This is a genomic window from Viridibacillus sp. NPDC093762 (assembly GCF_050279675.1).
GTDB lineage: Bacteria > Bacillota > Bacilli > Bacillales_A > Planococcaceae > Viridibacillus.
In genome coordinates this window covers 87,860-108,767 of record NZ_JBNNUK010000004.1, presented here as the reverse complement: position 1 = coordinate 108,767, position 20,908 = coordinate 87,860, and the positions used below count along the sequence as shown (strand labels likewise).

At 35.6% G+C, this 20,908-nt stretch carries 19 protein-coding genes and 1 riboswitch; of the genes, 11 read left to right on the top strand and 8 right to left on the bottom strand.

All coding sequences use genetic code 11. The features are described from left to right. Window positions 1–39: 39 nt before the first annotated feature. Window positions 40–1,284, bottom strand: a complete 1,245-nt coding sequence (locus ACQKM9_RS07480) for a hypothetical protein (RefSeq protein WP_427733759.1) — start codon at window positions 1,282–1,284, stop codon at window positions 40–42. 95 nt (window positions 1,285–1,379) lie between these two features. On the opposite strand from ACQKM9_RS07480, the gene ACQKM9_RS07475 reads away from it, so the two are divergent. From ACQKM9_RS07475 to rbsK, 8 genes are all read left to right on the top strand, one after another. Beyond that, a complete protein-coding gene (locus ACQKM9_RS07475) occupies window positions 1,380–2,489 on the top strand; it encodes a mandelate racemase/muconate lactonizing enzyme family protein (RefSeq protein WP_427733757.1) in 1,110 nt (369 codons plus the stop codon). 19 nt (window positions 2,490–2,508) lie between these two features. Further along, a complete protein-coding gene (locus tag ACQKM9_RS07470; protein ID WP_427733755.1) occupies window positions 2,509–3,195 on the top strand; it encodes a GNAT family N-acetyltransferase in 687 nt (228 codons plus the stop codon). A gap of 139 nt (window positions 3,196–3,334) precedes the next feature. Beyond that, the gene (locus ACQKM9_RS07465; protein ID WP_427733754.1) at window positions 3,335–4,294 is read left to right on the top strand and encodes a nucleoside hydrolase; all 960 of its coding nucleotides are present in this window, start codon (window positions 3,335–3,337) and stop codon (window positions 4,292–4,294) included. Window positions 4,295–4,824: 530 nt separating this feature from the next. Then, a complete protein-coding gene (locus ACQKM9_RS07460) occupies window positions 4,825–5,424 on the top strand; it encodes an ECF transporter S component (RefSeq protein WP_038180462.1) in 600 nt (199 codons plus the stop codon). Window positions 5,425–5,528: 104 nt separating this feature from the next. Beyond that, complete coding sequence (locus ACQKM9_RS07455; protein ID WP_427733753.1) at window positions 5,529–6,272, top strand: energy-coupling factor transporter transmembrane component T; 744 nt, start codon at window positions 5,529–5,531, stop codon at window positions 6,270–6,272. Then, window positions 6,269–7,129 carry an energy-coupling factor ABC transporter ATP-binding protein gene (locus ACQKM9_RS07450; RefSeq protein ID WP_427733751.1) on the top strand — a complete coding sequence of 287 codons (861 nt, stop codon included), beginning with the start codon at window positions 6,269–6,271 and terminating at the stop codon, window positions 7,127–7,129. The genes ACQKM9_RS07455 and ACQKM9_RS07450 overlap by 4 nt, the downstream gene beginning before the upstream one ends. Continuing rightward, the gene (locus ACQKM9_RS07445; RefSeq protein WP_427733750.1) at window positions 7,122–7,934 is read left to right on the top strand and encodes an energy-coupling factor ABC transporter ATP-binding protein; all 813 of its coding nucleotides are present in this window, start codon (window positions 7,122–7,124) and stop codon (window positions 7,932–7,934) included. Before ACQKM9_RS07450 ends, ACQKM9_RS07445 begins: the two co-directional genes overlap by 8 nt. Window positions 7,935–7,947: 13 nt before the next feature. Beyond that, window positions 7,948–8,844, top strand: a complete 897-nt coding sequence (gene rbsK / locus ACQKM9_RS07440; protein WP_427733749.1) for a ribokinase — start codon at window positions 7,948–7,950, stop codon at window positions 8,842–8,844. Between the two features lie 86 nt (window positions 8,845–8,930). On the opposite strand, the gene ACQKM9_RS07435 is transcribed toward rbsK, so the two are convergent. The 6 genes from ACQKM9_RS07435 to ACQKM9_RS07410 all read right to left on the bottom strand — a co-directional run bounded on the left by ACQKM9_RS07435 (window position 8,931) and on the right by ACQKM9_RS07410 (window position 14,864). Further along, on the bottom strand, window positions 8,931–9,179 hold the full coding sequence (locus ACQKM9_RS07435) for a hypothetical protein (RefSeq protein ID WP_427733748.1): 249 nt from the start codon (window positions 9,177–9,179) through the stop codon (window positions 8,931–8,933). A gap of 48 nt (window positions 9,180–9,227) precedes the next feature. Next, window positions 9,228–10,517, bottom strand: coding sequence for an Nramp family divalent metal transporter (locus ACQKM9_RS07430; RefSeq protein ID WP_427733747.1), 1,290 nt, complete (start codon window positions 10,515–10,517; stop codon window positions 9,228–9,230). Window positions 10,518–10,685: 168 nt separating this feature from the next. Next, a complete protein-coding gene (locus ACQKM9_RS07425) occupies window positions 10,686–11,396 on the bottom strand; it encodes a Fe-S oxidoreductase (RefSeq protein WP_427733746.1) in 711 nt (236 codons plus the stop codon). Between the two features lie 570 nt (window positions 11,397–11,966). After that, on the bottom strand, window positions 11,967–12,926 hold the full coding sequence (locus ACQKM9_RS07420) for a DMT family transporter (protein ID WP_427733745.1): 960 nt from the start codon (window positions 12,924–12,926) through the stop codon (window positions 11,967–11,969). A gap of 25 nt (window positions 12,927–12,951) precedes the next feature. Further along, a complete protein-coding gene (gene pepT / locus ACQKM9_RS07415; RefSeq protein WP_427733744.1) occupies window positions 12,952–14,178 on the bottom strand; it encodes a peptidase T in 1,227 nt (408 codons plus the stop codon). Window positions 14,179–14,213: 35 nt separating this feature from the next. After that, window positions 14,214–14,864: a lysoplasmalogenase gene (locus ACQKM9_RS07410; protein WP_427733743.1), complete on the bottom strand. Its 651-nt coding sequence runs from the start codon at window positions 14,862–14,864 to the stop codon at window positions 14,214–14,216. Between the two features lie 124 nt (window positions 14,865–14,988). Here ACQKM9_RS07410 and ACQKM9_RS07405 point away from each other — a divergent pair, with 124 nt between their 5' ends. Beyond that, on the top strand, window positions 14,989–16,674 hold the full coding sequence (locus ACQKM9_RS07405; protein WP_427733742.1) for a hypothetical protein: 1,686 nt from the start codon (window positions 14,989–14,991) through the stop codon (window positions 16,672–16,674). A gap of 150 nt (window positions 16,675–16,824) precedes the next feature. On the opposite strand, the gene ACQKM9_RS07400 is transcribed toward ACQKM9_RS07405, so the two are convergent. After that, the gene (locus ACQKM9_RS07400; RefSeq protein ID WP_427733741.1) at window positions 16,825–17,556 is read right to left on the bottom strand and encodes an NADPH-dependent oxidoreductase; all 732 of its coding nucleotides are present in this window, start codon (window positions 17,554–17,556) and stop codon (window positions 16,825–16,827) included. A 199-nt stretch (window positions 17,557–17,755) separates the two neighbouring features. Then, window positions 17,756–17,869: riboswitch (SAM riboswitch) on the top strand. 116 nt (window positions 17,870–17,985) lie between these two features. On the opposite strand from ACQKM9_RS07400, the gene ACQKM9_RS07395 reads away from it, so the two are divergent. Continuing rightward, window positions 17,986–19,281, top strand: a complete 1,296-nt coding sequence (locus ACQKM9_RS07395) for an O-acetylhomoserine aminocarboxypropyltransferase/cysteine synthase family protein (RefSeq protein ID WP_427733740.1) — start codon at window positions 17,986–17,988, stop codon at window positions 19,279–19,281. A 558-nt stretch (window positions 19,282–19,839) separates the two neighbouring features. Then, window positions 19,840–20,823: a homoserine dehydrogenase gene (locus ACQKM9_RS07390; protein ID WP_427733739.1), complete on the top strand. Its 984-nt coding sequence runs from the start codon at window positions 19,840–19,842 to the stop codon at window positions 20,821–20,823. Window positions 20,824–20,908: the final 85 nt, after the last annotated feature.

Below are 20,908 nucleotides of genomic sequence, written 5' to 3'. Positions count from 1 at the left end.
CAAAAGCCTTCTAGCATAATAGATGTCTAGAAGGCTTTACTAATTGTATGTGGAGAAATTCAGCTCATATAAACTGCGTGGTCTACCTTGCTGATATGTCATTTCTTCTCCAACAATTTTAACGTAGTTATGTTCAACAAGTTTTTTTAGAATACGCTCTGTTGTTCTCCGTGTTACTTGTAAATGCTCGGATAAATCATGAGCTGTAAATTGTAACGACTGTCTCGCTTTACTAAAGGCCATAATTTTAGAAATATTGAGCGGGCTAAGTTTTGTTTCTTTTGCCATAAGGACAATATAAGGGTCTTTAGCTTGTAATGATAATGTTGTGGTGGTATTTGGAAAGGGTCTTTGTAATTCTTTGTTTTCAGTTAAAATATAAATAGCATTAGGTGAAGCGTATTTTAAAGCTTGTTGTGCATTCCTTTGAGCTTCAAGTATAGATTCACCATAACCAAAGACGAGCTTCATCGGCTTTTCTGAATCAGTAAAAAAAGACTCGAGTTTATTTTGGGTTAGTGCATTTTGTAAATGCCCGAATGTTGTGAATAATTCAAAACAGCAAGTGTCTATTTGTTGATATGAAGCATGGATGGTTGTAGCTAATTGTTCAACAATTTGTAATGTATTGTGTGCACCGTCATGAAATTCTATAAGTCCGGCAACGGCTTTTGCAGACTCCAATTTTGTTAATTGTGATAGAGATATAGATTCATTTAGACGCCGGATAATCGAACTTTTTGGATCAAGCATTCGTATAACAGGTATACCCAATGCCGTTAATTCATCATAAATAGCATGAATACTCGTTATGACTAAATCAATTTGCTTTGACTCCCAAAGAGCAATATGATTTGTAAGTAATTGCTTAGTTGGTGTCGATAATTCAATTTCTTGCATGAATGGTAATGGACCTTCATATTGGATATCATATAAGACATTTTGTATAAAAGTTGAGCTCATTACATCAATAGATAGTCGATCAATCGTGACATCGTGATTAGTGATGGCGGAAAGAATGGTCGTTGAGATCATCGTTTCATCTTGTTTTATATATGTCCAAGGTATTGGCCATTGTCTTAATAAGTGCTGGGCATATAAATAAGGCAATGTCCCTGCTAACAGTAGAACATCACAAGGTTTTACTTGTTTCATTACATTTGGTGTTTCTTCTGGTGAATTGTAAATATAAAAATCTAATTGTATATGTGGTACTTCATGTGAGATAATATTGAGACGATTCATAAATGCTTTTGAACAAATGACTGCTATTTTTGTTGACATAGAATATGACTCCCTTGTTATATTTTTTTACTAATTAACGACTATTTAACGACAACTATAACAGTTCGTAAATAAAAAGAAAAGAGTGAGTATAAATGAAAATCACTGAAATTGAAATTTTTGCTATCGAACTACCTTTAATTGAACCATTCATTATTAGCTATGACACATATCCATCAATGCCCTCTATAATCGTGAAAATGACTACGGATGAAGGAGTTATAGGTTACGGTGAGTCTGTCCCTGATGAACATGTAACAGGGGAGAGTTGGGAAAGCACCTATGCTGTATTAAAAAACCAACTTGCACCATTAATGATTGGTCAAGATCCAATGGCATTCGAAAAAATTCATGCATTAATGGATAAGGCAGTTTATCAAGTACCTGCAGCAAAAGCGGCAATTGATATTGCTTGTTTCGATATAGCAGGAAAAAAATTAGATGTACCTGTCTATCAATTAATCGGTGGTCGTTATCATGATAAGTTTCCAATAACACATGTACTAAGCATTGGTACACCTGAAAAAATGGCAAATGAAGCAGAAGAGCGTGTGAGACAAGGCTACCGCTCATTCAAAATGAAAGTCGGAACAGAAGTCATGAAGGACGTAGAACGTATTCAAGCAGTGCGTGAGCGTGTTGGCTTTGATATCGCAATCCGAGTAGATGTCAATCAAGGATGGGGAAATAGTTCCACTACTTTACGCGGTTTACGAGCATTACGAGACGTTGACTTAGATTGGTTAGAGCAACCTGTTGTTGCGGACGACATTGATGCGATGGTAGAAATAAAATCTAAAACAGACATTCCTTTAATGATTGACGAAGGCTTACATGGTGTAAAAGAAATGCGTGAAATTATTGCTAAACGTGCTGCTGATAAGGTCAATATTAAACTGATGAAATGTGGAGGTATTTACCCAGCGATGAAATTAGCAACAATGGCTGAAATGGCAGGAATTGAATGTCAAATCGGATCGATGGTAGAATCATCAATCGGTTCTGCGGCTGGATTCCATGTTGCATTCTCAAAAAAAATTATGACAAGTGTCGAGTTAACAGGACCATTAAAATTCTCAAAAGATGTGGGTAACTTAAAATATGATGTACCATTTATTTGTTTAAATGAGCGTCCAGGATTAGGCATTGATGTAGATGAGGCTATCCTACAAGAACTTTGCCACTACTCGCATGTAGTGAAATAACAATTGGAGGAGTGCTTGAATGAACAGTTTATATAAAGGTCATTTAGGTGAAACACCATTTGATATACGCTCATTAGCAATGGAACATTTACCAATCATACAACAATTACAAACTATTGTTTATAATGCATTACCAGATCAATCCGTGTTACAGCCTCTATCACAAGAGGAATTTGAATATATTCTTCGAGGCAACGGCTTAATGATTGGAGCATTTGTAGGAGAAGATCTTATTGCATTCCGTGCACTTCTTGAGCCTGAAATTGATGATGAGCATCTTGGACGTGATTGTGGAGTAGAAGAATCTCAATTACAACGTGTTTTATACCAAGAAATTTCAAATGTATCGCCTGATTATCGTGGCTTTGGTCTTCAAAAGACATTGGCTAAAGTTATTATGGAGCAGGTAGATGAGGAACGTTTTGATTATATTTGTGCCACAGTAAAGCCGTTCAATATCCCAAGCCTAAAAGATAAATTTTCTCAAGGTATGATGGTTGCAGCTTTAAAATTAAAATATGGTGGTAAGCTTCGTTATGTATTTTTCAAAAAAACAACTGAAGACGTTTTGTCATTCAATGAATCATATAAAGTATTAATGAGTGATACCACTATGCAGCAACGTCTATTAAAAGAAGGCTGGATTGGTGTACAAATATTTCTAGAAAATGACGAATGGATTGTAGAATATAAAAGAATGAAATGAGTATTTGCCACTTCTGATAAGGGAAGTGGCTTTTAAATATAAAAACAAGAATGTACTATGATGATGATACAATCTTCGAAAAGGGTTACAATACTTATTGAAGTAAATATAGAATTAACTGTATTGAGGAGTGAATCTATTGAATAAAATCCCTTTAATATTAGACTGCGATCCTGGTATTGACGATACAATGATGCTAGCACTTGCTTTTGCAAGACCTGAGTTAGATATTCGTTTAGTAACAACTGAAGCTGGAAACGTATCGCAAGATAAAACAACGTATAATGCACTTAGTTTCTTAACGTATATTAAACAAGATGTTGAAGTAGCTAGAGGTCTTGATGCTCCCTTGTTTCATACACTAGAAGTGGCTGAAGAGATTCATGGTGAAGGTGGATTAGGCAATGTAAAATGGGCGGAGCCGACTCTACAAACGAGTGATCGCTCAGCTATAACTGCAATGCGTGAAACGCTTTTAGCTAGTGTTGAGCCTATTATCATTGTAGCGACTGGCCCATTAACAAACGTAGCAGCATTATTATTGGCACACCCAGAAGTAAAGCCAAAAATTAAAATGATTTCATGGATGGGTGGAGCAGCAGTAGGTGGTAATGTGACAACAACTGCTGAATTTAATGCTTATGTTGATCCACATGCGGTAGAATTAGTTTTCCGTTCAGGTTTACCGATTGTGATGAGTGGCTTAGATGTAACGCATAAAGCATATATTACCCTCGATGAAATGGAACGATTAAGCCAGTCAGGAACTCCGTTTGCTGAGAAAGTTGCAGAGATGATGAAATTTTATACATTCACACAATCACAAACACCATTTCATGCTCCAAATTTCGAGAACCAAATTCGTGTACATGATGTGTGTGCAGTTGCTTATCTTGTTGCTCCAGAGTTATTCCAAGGCGGGGACTACTTTGTAGAAGTAGAGTTGGAAGGACGTTTAACAGCAGGTTCAACAATTGTTGATTATGTAGGTAAAACTGGTAAAGCACCAAATGTTAAAGTATTACATACAGTTAATCGTGAAGGGTTTATCGAATTATTCTTTAATGCTGTGAATACGATTGGTAAACAACTAGCTTAAGAAAGAAGTATTTAAAAACTACTTGATATCTATTTAGATATCAAGTAGTTTTTTTGTTTTTAATAGTAGTATTTATTAGCCCTCTTAAATATATTAAGTAAAACAGTGATTGAAAAATAGTAAAAACAAAATCATCAAATGTTGTAACTAGATTGAAAATAGAAAAAGTTTAGACCCCCATATTTAAGAATTTTAATTGATAGCAGGGAAATATCATCTAGAGCAGTCCAAATGCTGTAGGTTCGAATGCTATAAGTGTCCTAAGAATTTTGATTGAGTTTAATGTCACCAAAAACATGTATCCATCATTAGATGCAGTAGGAGAAGACAATGCAATTAATACTGGCTTTCTATATGAAGGAACGACATAAAAGTATCCCCTTACACGACTTGCGTGTGGCTTTATATGTATGGTAATCAGAATTATCGAGGAGTTGACAGCTATGTGAAAACAATACGATTGGTGTATGGAGATGCACTTTTTGAACAGTTTCTTTGAGGGTGAAAAATAGTCGAAGGAGGAAGACGAGATGAAACGTAGCTTTAAAGACGATTTTAATATGTTAGCAATGCTTTTAATTCCAATAGGTGTTGCGGTTAACTTAGTAGGGTTCCAGGTTGCTAATGTATTAAAATTACCTATCTTTTTAGATACCATTGGCACAATTTTAATTGGTGTAGTGGCAGGGCCTTGGGTAGCTCTTTTAGCGGGACTTATTACAAATTTAATTAATGCTATTTTTAATCCTATTTATTTACCGTATGCGTTAACATCTATAGCAATAGGGATTGGTGCAGGTTATTTATCTAAGTTTGGTATGTTCAAACAAATTGGTAAAGTGATTATTTCAGGTATTATTATCACATTTATTGCTGTCATTGTATCTGCACCAATAACCGTTTTAGTTTTTGGTGGCGCTACAGGTAATACATCAGCAATTATTACTGCGACATTTTTAGCAGCAGGCCAAGAGTTATGGACTGCAGTATTCTCTTCTTCTTTTATTACAGAAGTAGCTGATAAAGTAGTCTCAGTATTAATTGTATACTTCATTGTTAAAAGTATGTCAGATCGTTATTTATCCAAAATGAATTATGGGGAACTTTATATGAAGCGTAAACAACGTTAATACTACTAAGCTCTTTCTATTTTCGTTGTTAGTTTATCAATGGAAAGGAAGGGGCTTTTTTCTCTATGATTTAGATTTTAAGACATATTTTTAAGGAGATGCCAATGAAACTAAATCCAATATTAAAATTGCATCCATTGACAAAATTGTATTTTTCTTTATTTGTAACAATCTCAGTAATTATATTACCTAGTTATATATTTGCATTTACATGGTTTCCTATACTACTTGTGATAGCTATTATTGCGGGAGTAGGAAAACAATATTTAGACATTGTTGTGAAAGCATTAGTGTTTTTACTGGGAATCGTATTTTTAATGCAACTTTTTTTCTATCCAGGAGACCAAGTTATAGGTGAATGGTGGATATTTGAGGTAACTAAAGAAGGATTACAGTACGGACTCGTACTAACTTCACGTGTGTTAGCAATGGGTTCAGCTTTCATACTTTTTTTCAGGATTACAGAAATACGTGATTTCGTAAAAGCGCTGGAAGATTTGGGTATGCCACCCATGGGTGCGTATATTGTATTATCAACGCTTCAAATAATTCCTGAAATGAGACGCCAAGCAAATACTATCATGGAAGCGCAAAAGACTCGAGGAGTGGAAACGGAAGGATCACTTTTGATACGTGCAAAGGCATTTATACCAATATTAACGCCTCTAATTTTATCTTCTATTGCCAGTACGGAGGAACGTGCTATCACGCTTGAATCACGTGCATTTTCTGCGCCTACTAAAAAAACGAGCCTACATAAGTTAAAGAAAAGTAGCTCTGATAGGATAATGCCAATTGTATTACTTATTTTGATGATTAGTCTTATTGTTTGGAGGTTTTTCTTATGAAAAATATCATTGAAATAAAAAATATGTCATATCGTTACCCTGTTAGCGATGATTTTTGTTTGAAAAATATTACATTTTCAATTCAAAAAGGAGCATTTACAGCTATTGTTGGAAATAATGGAGCTGGCAAAACAACGCTGTGCAATGCGATACGTGGTTTTGTTCCACATTTTTATAAAGGTGAATTAGCAGGAGAAGTTATTGTAGATGGCAAGCAAATTGTAGATTATCAACTTGGACAACTAGGTGAGAAAATTGGCTATGTATTTCAAAATCCTTTCAGTCAAATTTCTGGTGTAAAAGACTCTGTTTTTGATGAAGTTGCATATGGTTTAGAAAACTTAGGTGTATCAGTTGAAGAAATAATACAAAGAGTTGAAGATGTATTAAAACTAGTGAACATTGAGCATTTAAGAGAAAAAAATCCATTTGAATTATCTGGAGGACAAAGGCAACGTGTTGCGTTAGCCGCCATTATTGTAATGGATCCAGACATTTTGGTAATCGATGAACCGACATCTCAGTTAGATCCCATTGGTACTGAAGACATATTTAATGTTATTCGTCTCATGAAAGAACGAGGTAAAACGGTATTACTTGTAGAGCACAAAATGGATTTAATTGCAGAGTATGCCGATAATATATTAGTACTCCATGAAGGATCACTTGTTATGCAGGGTCCTGTAAGAGAGGTTTTTTCAGATCCCAAGTATTCAACATATAATATTCAATACCCATATGTTACTGAAGTGGCTTTAAATCTTAAAGAGATGGGTGTTCCATTAAAATTTATCCCTATTCAAAATGAAGAACTACCGAAATCTTTAGACATAGAGTGGGAGGAGAATAATGACTAATATAAAAATAAATAATGTAAGTTATTCATATCCAGATGAAACTCTAGCCTTAGAGGATTTTTGTTTGTCTATATTAAGTGGAGAGAGGATTGCTATTATTGGACAAAATGGTGCAGGGAAAACAACAGCTGTTAAATTAATGAATGGATTATTAAAGCCAACTAAAGGAAATGTTTTAGTTGGCGATATGGATACAAATGAATACACAACAGCGCAAATTTCTAGAAAAGTAGGTTATGTTTTTCAAAATCCTGATGATCAAATTTTTCATAATAACATAGAATCAGAAGTACGTTTTGGCCCTAAAAATATGGGCTTTCCTGAAGAGAAAGTAGACAAACTAACAGATTGGGCAATGGATTTATGCGGTGTGAAAAAATTTAATGATGAGAATCCATATAATTTACCTTATTCTGTCCGCAAGTTTGTAACAATTGCATCTGTTTTAGCAATGGATTCTGATGTTATTATTTTAGATGAACCCACTGCTGGCCAAGATAAGGTTGGTTTAGAACGTTTGGTACACATTTTAGAGGTACTTGAAGAAAAGGGAAAAACGGTAATTACAATTACACATGATATGGAGTTTGTAACTGAATATTTTGATAGAATTGTTGTTATGGCGAATCATAAAATAGTTGTAGACGATAATGTAAATCAAATTTTTTATAACCCTGATGTTCTTGAAATGAGTATGTTAAAGCCTCCTGCCGTAACAAAAATGGCTAAATTATTATCCTTATCGGATGATATAACTACGCAGGCCCAGCTCCTAGCTGCCATTTCCGAAAAAGTTAAGCCATAAAGGAGCAAGTTAAATGAAGAATAAAAAAATAATAGTAGCAGGTAGTATTAATATTGACCTTGTATATGAAGTACCTCATATAGTAAAAGAAGGTGAAACAATTCACAGTACGAAACATGATCTGTATTTTGGGGGGAAAGGAGCTAACCAGGCAGTCACTGCAGGGCAGCTAGGTGCAGACGTCCAATTTATCGGAAGTGTTGGAGCTGATGACCACGGCATTCGTGCGAAAGAGAATATGGAGAGAAAAGGTGTTAACACTGAAGCGATTTCTTCTCAAGGCGCAACAGGCCAAGCAATCATTCAGCTTTCTAGTGTTGCTGAAAATTCGATTGTTCTATTCCCAGGAGCCAATTTCCTTGTAACACCTGAACAGATTCAAGAATCAGAAGCTGCTTTTAAAACAAGTGATATATTGCTATTACAGTTGGAGATACCTATTGAAGCAGTAGAAAAGGCTGCAGAGCTTGCATATGCAAATGGGACGAAAATCATCTTAAATCCAGCACCTGCACGAAATATTCCAGATTCACTGTTACAGAAAGTATCAATTTTAACACCTAATGAAACAGAACTTGAATTGTTAACAGGAATATCAGCAGATTCGGAAGAAAACTTGCAAAAGGCATGTTCTATAATGATAGGAAAAGGAGTACAAGCAGTAGTCGTAACGCTTGGAAGTAAAGGTGCGTTTTATATGACTTCCGAAGAAAGTGGATTCATAGCAGCTGAAATGGCAAAAGCAGTGGATACAACAGGAGCAGGAGATTCTTTTAACGGAGCTTTAGCGGTTGCATTATGTCATGGAGATTTGCTTACAGATGCTATTGCATACGCTTCAAAAGTAGCGGCATTTGTAGTAACTGAAATGGGTGCTCAACCAGATATCCCAAGTACATTATGTAGATAATTAGTTATTGAAAATAAAAGCCTTATTTAAAGTATAGATAAATACTTTAAGTAAGGCTTTTTAATACTTTAATAAAATATTCGATCTTACGTTTCAGTATCCTCTTTCGAGCGTGCGTATCTCCGTTTTGTAGAAGAGGTTGATTTTGTTCCATGATGATTGTCTTCTTCCTTCACTTCATCATTCAATTCTTCAACAGGAATGGCGTCAACTGTTTGCATATCTTCATGCAAATCGAACAAGCTAATGGAATCTGTATCGACAACATCAGGATTATCTAGATAGGGCAAATCAGTGAAAATCTTTTTATCAGCTGGAATTTCAGGTCTCTCCATTTAGTCACACTCCCTTGTATATAGAAGTGTGCTCGAACTTGTTTATGATTATGCACCGAATGCCATTTGATAAAGTAAATATAAATTTAAGGAAATTACGATTGCAGCAACTATCCAGCCAATAATTGTAGTAATTTTATAATTTACCAGCTCGCCCATGATTTTTCTATTACTTGTAAAGATGATAAGGGGAACGAGTGCAAATGCGATACCAAATGATAATATGACTTGGCTTAATACCAATGCATAAGTTGCATTAACACCAAATGCAATAATAGCAAGAGGCGGCAACATCGTAATTGCTCGTCGTAAATAAATTGGGATTTTTCTTCGTATAAACCCTTGCATTACGATATCTCCAGCCATCGTACCTACTGAAGAACTCGCTAGACCAGCAATCAATAATCCGAGACCAAAAGAAATACCAGCCATTGGTCCGATATATTGTGTTAAACCATCAAATGCAACGTCTAAATCTTCAACAGCAATACCTTTTTTAAAGAACACGGCAGCTGCAACAATTAACATACTCATATTAATTGCTCCTGCAATTACCATAGCAATGACAATATCGATTAATTCAAAATGGAAAATTCTTCTCTTTTCTTCATTGGTACGGCCAATAACACGACTTTGTGTTAATGAAGAATGTAAATAAATTGCATGAGGCATAACAGTTGCTCCTAAAATACCTGTTGCAAGTAAGATGGAATCTACACCCTCAAATCGTGGTGTGAAAATACCTGAAATGACACCACCGACATCTGGTTGCGCCATAAATGTTTGAAATGCAAATGCTGCAACAACGATTAAAACCATTCCAGATATGCCTGCTTCAAATGCACGATATCCACGACGTTGTAATTCTAATATAGCAAATGAACCAGCTGCTGTAATAAGCGCTGCAGGTAACATTGGAATGCCGAATATTAAGTACATCCCTAGAGCAGCACCAATAAATTCAGCTAAATCGGTTGCCATAATGACTAGTTCAGCTTGTATCCATAAAAATATCGATGTTTTTTTAGAAAAGTTTTCACGAGCAACTTCCGGTAAATTTTTACCTGTAGCAATCCCTAGTTTCGCAGAAAGAGATTGGATTAGGACAGCCATTAAGTTAGAAACTGCGATTACCCATAATAGTAAATAGCCATATTCAGAGCCTGCAGTAATATTCGTTGCAAAATTTCCTGGGTCTATATAAGCGACTGCAGCGATAAAGGCTGGACCTAGAAAGGGTAAAATGCGTCTGAAACCCTTCACATCACCTCTTAATACATCCTCAGCTGTAGGGCCTCGGAAGCGTTTATAGACAGTCTTCTCTCTAGCTTGCGTCATAGTTTCCCTCACTCTCAAAATTGTTGTGTGCACAATAAAGTTTCCTGTAGGAAACTTTTATTATTCACATTATAATCCTCAATTTGGAAATTGTAAAGAAAAATTTATGATTATTTTAATCAAAATAACAATTAATTTTTTGGGTTTTTTAGATAGGAAAGAAAATCCTTATTTTAAAGGGCAGAAGCCACATTGTAACCATCCTGGTACGTCTTTTGAAAAACAACATGTCTTACGAACAGGTATATTGACTAATTTAGATGGATGTTGCCCACCAGTATACTTTGCAAACTGAGATCGCTTTAAAAACTTAGACCATACTTTGTCATCCTCTAAAATGTCTAAATCAATACGTGCCTGATCTTCAGTTCCAGGATTAGAAAGTAGGGTGTGAAAATGCCAAAGCATATATCCGAAAATGTTTTCCCATAGCATTAATGGAGAAACAGATGTAATCTTGCGTAACTGCTGGATGATTTCATGACATTGTGTGAGTAAAATATGTGCAATTACTTCCTCACGTTCTGAATCATCAACAACACGCCAATCATCTTCTTTTATATATGTGCAAAGTGCTGTTCTACCAAATTCTTCACATGCTCCAAAATGGATTGAGGAAACATCGCTATCCCAAACTTCGTCATATGTACTAAGCATGTAAAACTGCATAGCGATGAACATGCCGTAGCGTTTTGTGAAATATGAAATCGCAGTTGTTTCTGACGTTACACCACTTATGGCATAAATAAGATTCATAAAATCAGGAAGAAATGAATCATCTTGTAATTGATTTAGCCGGAAGAGTACTGTTGATGGCTCGTCCGTATATACGCTGTATGCATTTAGTTGCTGTCTTTGATCCATAGATAAATTACCCATTTAATCACCTCTTACAAAATACTATACAATAAAATTTTAAAGAATTATTGGATAAATATTCATACTTTCATAGAAAAAAGAAAGTAATAATTTCCAAAGTATAAAACATAAGTGAATTTTCAATAAAATGCTTGACTATTTATATGATAATGATTATCATTATCATATAAAGAAAAACCTCCTTTACAACATAGCGAGTAGAGAAGGACTTTAATTAGCTACTTTTCTCCAAAATTTAGCTAAACAATACAATGTGTTCTTAAACCCCCCTCAAAAGTTTAAGAATATATCGATAAGACTGGAACGGTAAGCCTTTAGTGGCTTGCCGTTTTTTGTTGTTCTGAACACTATCATTTAGCTAAATAGAATGCATTCAAATTTGTAAAAGGAAATTCCGTTAAGCAAATAAAATATTGGCTAAGTATTTTTTTGAAACTATAAAATGGAAAACGCCTCAGGTGTATTGAAATGGAGTTGTGATGATTTCTGTGAGCGAATATATTCACTATTTCATTATGACAACTGTTTTATTTGAATAAATTATTAATAGCTTTAAATGAAAACAAACGCTCACTGAGTTTCCACAGTGGGCGTTTGTTTTTTCTTCATCAACATTGTGTAATAGCTATGTAAGAACATTCCGATGATGATAACAGCTAAGCCGAATAGGGCGAGTGGCTCTGGTAAAGGAATACCTAAGATAATCATCTCTCCTGCAATAACGAATAGAATTTCAGTCGATTGAGTAGCTTCGACGGCTGCAAGTTTTCCTTGATTATTACGGACTCGATCTGTTGCTATAAAGAAAAGGATCGTCGCAATAACACCAGAGCTAATCCCAACAAAAAGTGAATTAATCACTTGGCTAGCAGAAGGAAACCCCACTGTTATTAGAGCAATAGCAGCTAAAATAATCCAAGCAGGAAGCGAAGCGATGGTCATGCCAAGAACCCTTTGAAAGGTATCTAAGCGACCATCACAAACATCCATCATCTTACGGTTGCCAAGTGGATAAGCAAACGCTGCAACAATAACTGGCAAGATGCCTAGCATTAAGCTTTCTGCAGATACTGTTTTAGCACTAGGGATTTGAATTAATATAATCCCTACTAAAATAATGCACGATATAAGCAGTGACAAAATAGGAATCTTCTGTCGTATAGCTTTTTCACCAAGTCGTATGAAAAAAAGAGGTGCTAATAATACTCCTGCAACAATTGTAAATTGCCATGTACCCGATACGAGCCAACCAGGTCCATAAGCAGCAGCGAATGTTAACGGTGCATAAAATAGGACGAACCCTACAAAGCTCCATAATAGCCAAGCTTTAGGTTGTTTTTTCATTTCCTTTGTCATTGGTTGTACGCCTTTACGGTACATCACAATAACTAGCAAAAAGGGAATCATGAAAAAGTAACGTAATGATGAGCTCCATAGCCAGCTACCACCATCTAACTCCATTATTCGATTGAATATAAAAGTTACAGCAAAAAATAATGACGCTAAAACACCTAAAGCAATTTCCTTCAAAATACCACCTACCTATTAATACACTTTATGCCTGTTGTTCAAATAATTGGACAATTTCTATGATAACTTCAGTAGCTTTAACCATTGTTTCAGCAGAGACATACTCGAATTTACCATGCATATTTTCGCCACCAGCGAAGATATTCGGAGTAGGCATTCCCATATATGAGAGTTGAGATCCATCTGTACCACCACGTACTGGCAAAATTAAAGGTTTGATATCTAGATTTTCCATTGCTTTAAAGGCTACATCAACAATTTCTTTTTGTGGTTCAATTTTTTCGGCCATATTATAGTATTGATCTGCTATTTCAATAGTAATGGCATCTTCACCGAATTCAGCTTTAATTTTAGCTTCAGCTTCTTTAAATAATTGTTTTCTTGATTCAAATTCTTCTCGGTCAAAGTATCGAATGATATAAGAAAGTCTTGCTTCTTCGATATGGGCGTTGAAGTTCATTAGGTGAATGAAACCTTCATGATCAGATGTTTTCTCGGGTACTTCATCTGCAGGCATATAAGATTGGAATTTAATAGCCATTGTAATAGCGTTGACCATTTTATCTTTGGCAGAGCCTGGGTGTACACTCACACCGAAAGTTTTTACTTTTACTCCAGCTGCGTTGAAGCTCTCGTACTGTAATTCACCTAATGGACCACCATCCATTGTATAAGCGAAATCAGCATTAAATGCTTCAACATCAAATTTATGTGGTCCACGGCCGATTTCTTCATCAGGTGTGAAGGCAACTCGGATTTTACCATGTTTAATATCAGGATTAGCAATTAAATATTCCATAGCTGTCATAATTTCAACAATACCCGCTTTATCATCAGCACCAAGTAGTGTAGTACCATCAGTAGTGATCAATGTTTGCCCTACATAATTGGCAAGCTCTGGTGAGTTTTTGGGAGATAGAACTGTGTTTTCATTTAATTGAATATCTCCACCATCGTAATTGTCGTGACGCTGTGGTTTAACATTTGTACCAGTATAATCAGTAGTTGTATCAACGTGTGCTAGGAAACCAATTGTTGGTAATCGTTTGTCTGAATTAGCTGGTAGTGTAGCAAATAGATATCCATTTTCATCAAGAGATATTTCAGTCATACCGATTTCGGCCAATTCTTTCTCAAGTACATGAAGTAGATCCCATTGTTTTTCAGTTGATGGAGTTGTTTCGCTTTCAGCATCAGATTGTGTGTCAATTTGTGCATAACGTACTAGTCTTTCAATCACGGTTTCTTTCATTTTGGAATATCCCCCTTATTGTAAAAGCATTGTCATTATTCTAACACTTTCTTTCGGATGACGGAATAATAAGAAATACTAATAGCAAATAATAGCTGAGCACCGTAATAGCTCACCATAATAAGTGCATGAGAAAAAGGTACATCAGTAATGAACATATTAATCGATAAAATTGAATCTGAGAAAATAAATGATAGTGCTCCAATTGTAGCAAGCTTCGAGTTTGTCTGAATAGCTGTCCATCCCATTGTTAAAATAACAGTGATATATGCGATAACAGCAACACCTAATATGATGTCTCCAGATTTAAAAACAGTCCCAGCAATCCAAATAACCATAAACCCTCCATAAAGTAATAAAAGGGTAGCTGCAGGTTTAGCAATCACTTTTTCTTTAAGTTGTATAAATGCAACGATGTAGCAAATATGGCCAATTAAAAAACTAGTTAAACCTAATAAAAACCATTGGAGTGTTGCGTCGCCAATCATGCAAAAGAATAAACCGAGTAGTAACCAAGTTTTATAACTTGTATTGGGAGATGCTTTTTGAAGAGAAGCTAACCAAATAATGAGAAGCATTGGAATAATTTTAAAGCTTAGTTTCACAATAGTAGGTTCAGCAGGTATAAAGAAAATATAAATGATGCCTAAAATTATGATTAAGCTAATGAGAATCTTTTGTTTCATATTCTCACCTCCTTTCATTAAATAGTATTCTTGCTTAAAATAAATAAAACCTTTCTTTTATTAAATATAACTGAAACTTTCTGAAGATTGTATCGTAAAATAGATATGTGAAAGGATGATCAAAATGATTGCTACATTAATAATGTCGGCGATAGTTGCAGCAGTAGCTGGACTATTAATCGTACCGATAACAAGTAAAACAAAAGATGGAGATTTGAAAGCTAAATTCAAAATCCAATTCTTTATTTTCGTATTCATAGTTGCATTTATAGCGACAGCAACAATTTACTATGTTCTAATAATTGATCAAAATTGGACACTTTTATGGCCAGTGATAATTGTTTTAACAGCGCTTGGAGCTTGGTCTGCAAGTGGTATAGAACGTAATTTGAAAGGTATTCTGTTTTTAGGAAGCTTAGGTTTTGGTGTATATATTTTGGCAGCGCCATTATTTAATGCAAATGAAAAATACACATCAGCTGAAATGACACAAAAAGTGGAACTGAAGGCATTTGATGAAACAAAAACACCTGCAAGCGTACCGCCAAAATTTGCTCGTAATAAAATGAAAAAGGCTTTTAGCCAAGTACCAAATACAAGCTACTATGAATTAGGTAGTTTGCAAATTCAGAAGGTTAACGGCGAATTTGTGTATATTGCGCCTGTTGAATTCTCAGGCTTCTTTAAATGGACGAAGGGGAAAGTAACACCAGGTTATTTTAAAATGAGTGCTACTGATTCTTCAGATAATCCAAAGTTCATCAAATCAGAAATGAAATATACAACTTCTTCATTTTTAAACAATAATGTTGAGCGTCATATTCGTTTAGAAAATCCAACGAAAATTTTCTACGGTGAGCCTCAACTTGAAGTTGATGATAATGGTAAACCATATTATATTCGTTCATATGGGAAATTCATCACAGCGCGTAACGGCTTTGATGCAGAAGGTATTGTTATGGTCGATGCAAAAACAGGTAAATCTCAGACATTTGCTTTAAAAGATGTACCAACATTTATCGACGGTGCAGTTTCACCGGAAGCAGTAAGCCTTCAAAATAGCTATTTTGGTAACTATGTTCACGGTTTCTGGAATAGTAAATTTGGGAAAAAAGATGTGAAATTACCTTCGGATGAAGGAACGGAAGCTAATGTTAGCCCAATCTTTGATGAAAATGGTGATATGTACTACTTCACAGATTTTACAAGTCCTAAAGAAGGTGTCGATTCAATGCTCGGTTATTCATTAACAAATGGCCGAACTGGAGAGGCAACGTATTACACGGGGAACCAAGAGGAAGCGTACATGGATTCTCAAGGAGCATTACAAATAATCGAAAAGAAATTTATCGAGAAAAAGTGGCATGGTCAAATGCCAATCATCTACAACTTCTATGGTGAAGCAAGCTGGTTAACACCAGTGCTCGATTCAAACGGTTTCTTACAAAATTATTTCATCGTCTCAGCTGCTAATCCTGAGCTTTCAGTTTCAGGAGCTACTCCAAATGAGGCATTAAGACAATATAAAGCTATCCTAAGTCGTGGAGGCAGTTCAGTAAACGGTAGCTCTAAGCAAGAGCAAGCTACTATTAAAGGAAAAATTGTCCGCGTTTATAAAGAAAAAAATGGCGACTTTACAACAGTGTCGTTTATGTTAGATAACAAAGATAACTATAGCGTCAGCTCAGAAGTTGTACCACTAGCAATTTATCTACAAGAAGGTGACACAGTCGAAGTGAAATATATCAATTCAGGCGAAGTCTTCCTACCTGTAAAAGAGCTAGTAATTGAAGGTTTAGTAAAAGAATAAAATGCCTGCCTGCCACTAAATAGTGGCAGGTTTTTTAATGGGATTATAAATAGGTGAAAGAATTGAGGTGTAGTAAAACAACTTATAATAGGTTGAACTCAAAAAGAAAAGCTCTAAAACTAGGTATCCCTAATTTCGGAGCTATGTCCCTTACTTCCAAGTGAAGCCTTTTTGTGCTAAAAATTCATTGATATGTGGTCGACGCTGTTCTATTAAGAAATCCGCCATTTGTTTTGTCCAATTGGCCATTTTACGATTCGACCCACGACTTGCATAGTAACCTTCCATTGTTGCATCATACTCATCTAACAATGTGTCATATTGTTCTACATCATAATTGTTTTCATGTAGTACAGCTTGAACTGGTAAACGAGGTTTTGTTTCATTACGTTTCGTAGGTACACCAATCGTCATAGCAAACAATGGGAATACGTATTCAGGAAGACCAAATAATTCACTAATTTCTTTTGGATTATTACGCGCTCCACCAATATAACAAATACCGTAACCTTGGTCTTCAGCAGCAATAACGAAGTTTTGAGCGAAAAGTGCAACATCTGCTACACCCACAAGTACGTTCTCTGCAGTATCAGCAATAATTTCTACACCATTCTTTTGTCCCGCAACCTGCAGTCGTTTAAAATCTACACAAAATAAAAATGAAGCACCCGCTGTTCCGAATTGGAATTCATTATTAGAAAGTTCTCCAAGTTTTTTCTTCTTATCTTCATCTGTAACCCAAATAACGCTATAAGCTTGTACGAAATGCGAGCTCGCTGCCATTTGTGCTGTTTCAATTAAATCTAAAACTACTTCTTTAGAAATAAGTTCGCCTGTATATTTACGTACAGAAGCGTGACTACGTAGTAATTCTCTTGTCATTATCTGAATCCCCTTTGTTAAATAATATATATTTATTTTCTATCTTTAGGCTAACATATTTTAAAGTCTACTTAAATTAAATTCATCTTTCATAAAATCATAGCTATTAAATTTAATGTTCAGAAAAAACAAATAAAAGTATTGACATTAGTTCGAGATATCTTCTATACTTGTCAACAAGATGGAACTGAATCAAATACTCTTATCAAGAGCGGCGGAGGGATAGGCCCTGCGATGCCCAGCAACCGGTGAGTGACGAACTCACAATGGTGCTAATTCCTACAGATTTTTAATCGGATCTGACAGATAAGGGGAGGAAAAATTGCTTATGCAACCCTCTTCTTAGCGAAGAGGGTTTTTATTTTTCCAAAAAATCCTCCTCACACCTCCGATTTGCCATCTCAAAAAAACATTTAGGAGGAATGAATGATGACAAATTTACGTCCAGAAACTTTATTATTACACGGTGGCCAAGTGGCAGATCCAACAACAGGTGCTCGTGCTGTACCAATTTATCGTACAACTGCTTATGCTTTTAATAGTACGGAGCATGCTCAAAAACTATTTGCACTTGAAGAACCCGGTAATATTTATTCTCGTATTATGAACCCAACTGTCGATGTATTTGAAAAACGCGTTGCTCTATTAGAAGGTGGAACAGCGGCAGTAGCACTATCTTCAGGAATGGCTGCTATTTCGTTTTCAATTTTAAATATTGCGCGTGCAGGCGATCATATTGTTGCTTCAGGTAGTTTATATGGCGGTACATATAATTTGTTAGCCAATACTTTACCACGCTATGGCATTACAGCTTCATTTGTAGATGAAAGAGACCCAGAAAATTTCCGTACAGCGATTCAAGAAAATACAAAAGCAATTTATGTGGAAACAATCGGTAATCCGAGTTTAACTGTAGTGGATATTGAAGCTTTGGCAAATATCGCACATGAAAATGAGATTCCATTAATTGTTGATAATACATTTCCATCACCATATGGTTCAAATCCAATAGCGTTCGGTGCTGATATTGTAGTGCACTCTGCAACAAAATGGATTGGTGGCCATGGTACAGTAATCGGTGGTGTTGCTGTCGATGCTGGTAAATTTGATTGGACACAAGGGAAATTCCCTGACTATACAGAGCCAGATGCATCTTACCATGGTATTCGCTACGGTGTTGATACTGCAAGTGCTGCATTCGCAACTCGATTACGCGTACAATTGCTACGTGATTTTGGTCCAACATTAAGTCCTGACAATGCATTCCAGTTAATTCAAGGACTTGAAACATTACATTTACGTGTACCACGACATAATGAGAATGCTCAAAAAGTAGCTGAATACTTGCGTGGTCATGAAAATGTTGAGTGGGTTAGCTTCAATGGATTTGAAGACAGTGCCACTCATGAAAATGCGAAAAAGTATTTAAAAAATGGCTTTGGCTCAGTATTAACATTCGGTATTAAAGGTGGTCGTGAAGCTGGTCGCCAGTTAATTGATAACATTGAGTTATTCTCGCATGTAGCAAATGTTGGTGATGCACGGTCGTTAATTATCCATCCAGCATCTACAACACACCAACAATTAAGTGCAGAAGAATTAGTTCTAGCGGGTGTATCTGAAGAACTTGTCCGTTTATCAATTGGTTTAGAAGCAATTGAGGATATTATTGAAGCACTAGATAATGCTTTTGCAAAAGTAACAGAAGCTGTTGTAACAAAGTAAGTATTTATTAATGAAGAAAAGGCTAAGACAAAGGATGACGAGGGGCATTATGTCGTCCTTTTTTCTTTTTAAATCGTTATTTTAAAACTAGTGACATTTAATCTTAAATTTCAAAATACAGCTAAAGTGTTGTTATTCTCATCTTATATGACCTTCTGAGAAAAACAATTGTCCTTCCAGGAAAGATTTTTCTTGTAATCTGTTCATTTATAGTCTAGAATCATCAATAAGTAAAAAAATTGAAGCACAGTGTATTAGTAATTGATAAAATTGCTAAACGCTATTTGAAAAACTATTCGTAAGGGGATTATGGGTGAGATACGCTGTAAAGGAGATCAATACAGTTGTACAGCAACATAATTAGTAAATAGCGATACGTCTTATTCTCTGAATTAATTGGAAGTCCATATCATATGGTGATGTGCTGAAACACAGACAGAATTGGAACTACAAAATGAGTTTTAACACCTGACTTTGATGTCATCAATGCTAGATAGATTTTAAAAACAATTTGGAAATTGAGTGTACGATTGTAATATTATTTTTGGAGGCGATCATATGGCAGCAGTAAAGGTAGCAATACTAGGATTTGGTACTGTAGGGCAAGGCATTTATCATATCATTAATGAAAAGCGTGAACAGTTTAAGGAAACATTAGGAGTAGATATTGAAATTGCTAAAATTTTAGTGCGTGACGTGACTAAACCACGTTCAAATGCACCACAAGAGTTAATTACAGATAACTTTGAAGAAATTTTAGCTATTCCAGATTTACAAGTTGTATTTGAAGCAATAGTTGGGGAAGAACCAGCATTTAAATATTCATCACTTGCAATTGAAAATGGTTGTAACGTTATTACAGCTAACAAAGTAATGTTCTCTAAACATGGTTTAGTTTTACAAGAAAAAGCGAAGCAATATGGCGTACAAGTGGGCTACGAAGCAACAACTGCTGGTGGTGTTCCTGTCATTAAAACAATGCAAAATATTTTACGTGTAAATGATGTACACCATATCCAAGGCATCTTGAATGGAACATCAAACTACATCCTTACTCAAATGCGTAGTGAAGGGTTAGCATTCGATGATGTATTAAAAGATGCTCAAAACCTTGGTTATGCTGAAGCAGATCCGTATAACGATATTTCTGGTCAAGATGCATTCCGAAAACTTATGATTCTTAGTGCATTAGCATTTGGTAAACAGCCAAGATGGGAAGATGTTGATGTAATTGGGATTACTGAAATCACTTCTGAGCAAGTAGAAGAAGCTTCTGCGAAAGGTTTACGTTACCGTCATGTAGCGGATGTACAGTTAGGTGAAGACGGTGAGTTAATTGCTAAAGTAGGACCTGAACTAGTTGGTCCAGAACATCCACTTTACTCAATCGAAGGCGTTAATAATGCTGTTGCTCTTGATACAAACTACATTGGGACCCTAACTCTTGTAGGACCAGGAGCGGGAATGTTCCCAACTGCAAGTGTAATGGTTGAAGATTATGCAGATATGCTAGCTAAACAAACAGCACCTGTTACAATCTAATTAAATATTGGTTGCGGCATTCAGATGCTAGCTTCTACATATCGTAAACACCAGTGGCTATTGTAAAATGCCATTGGTGTTTTAA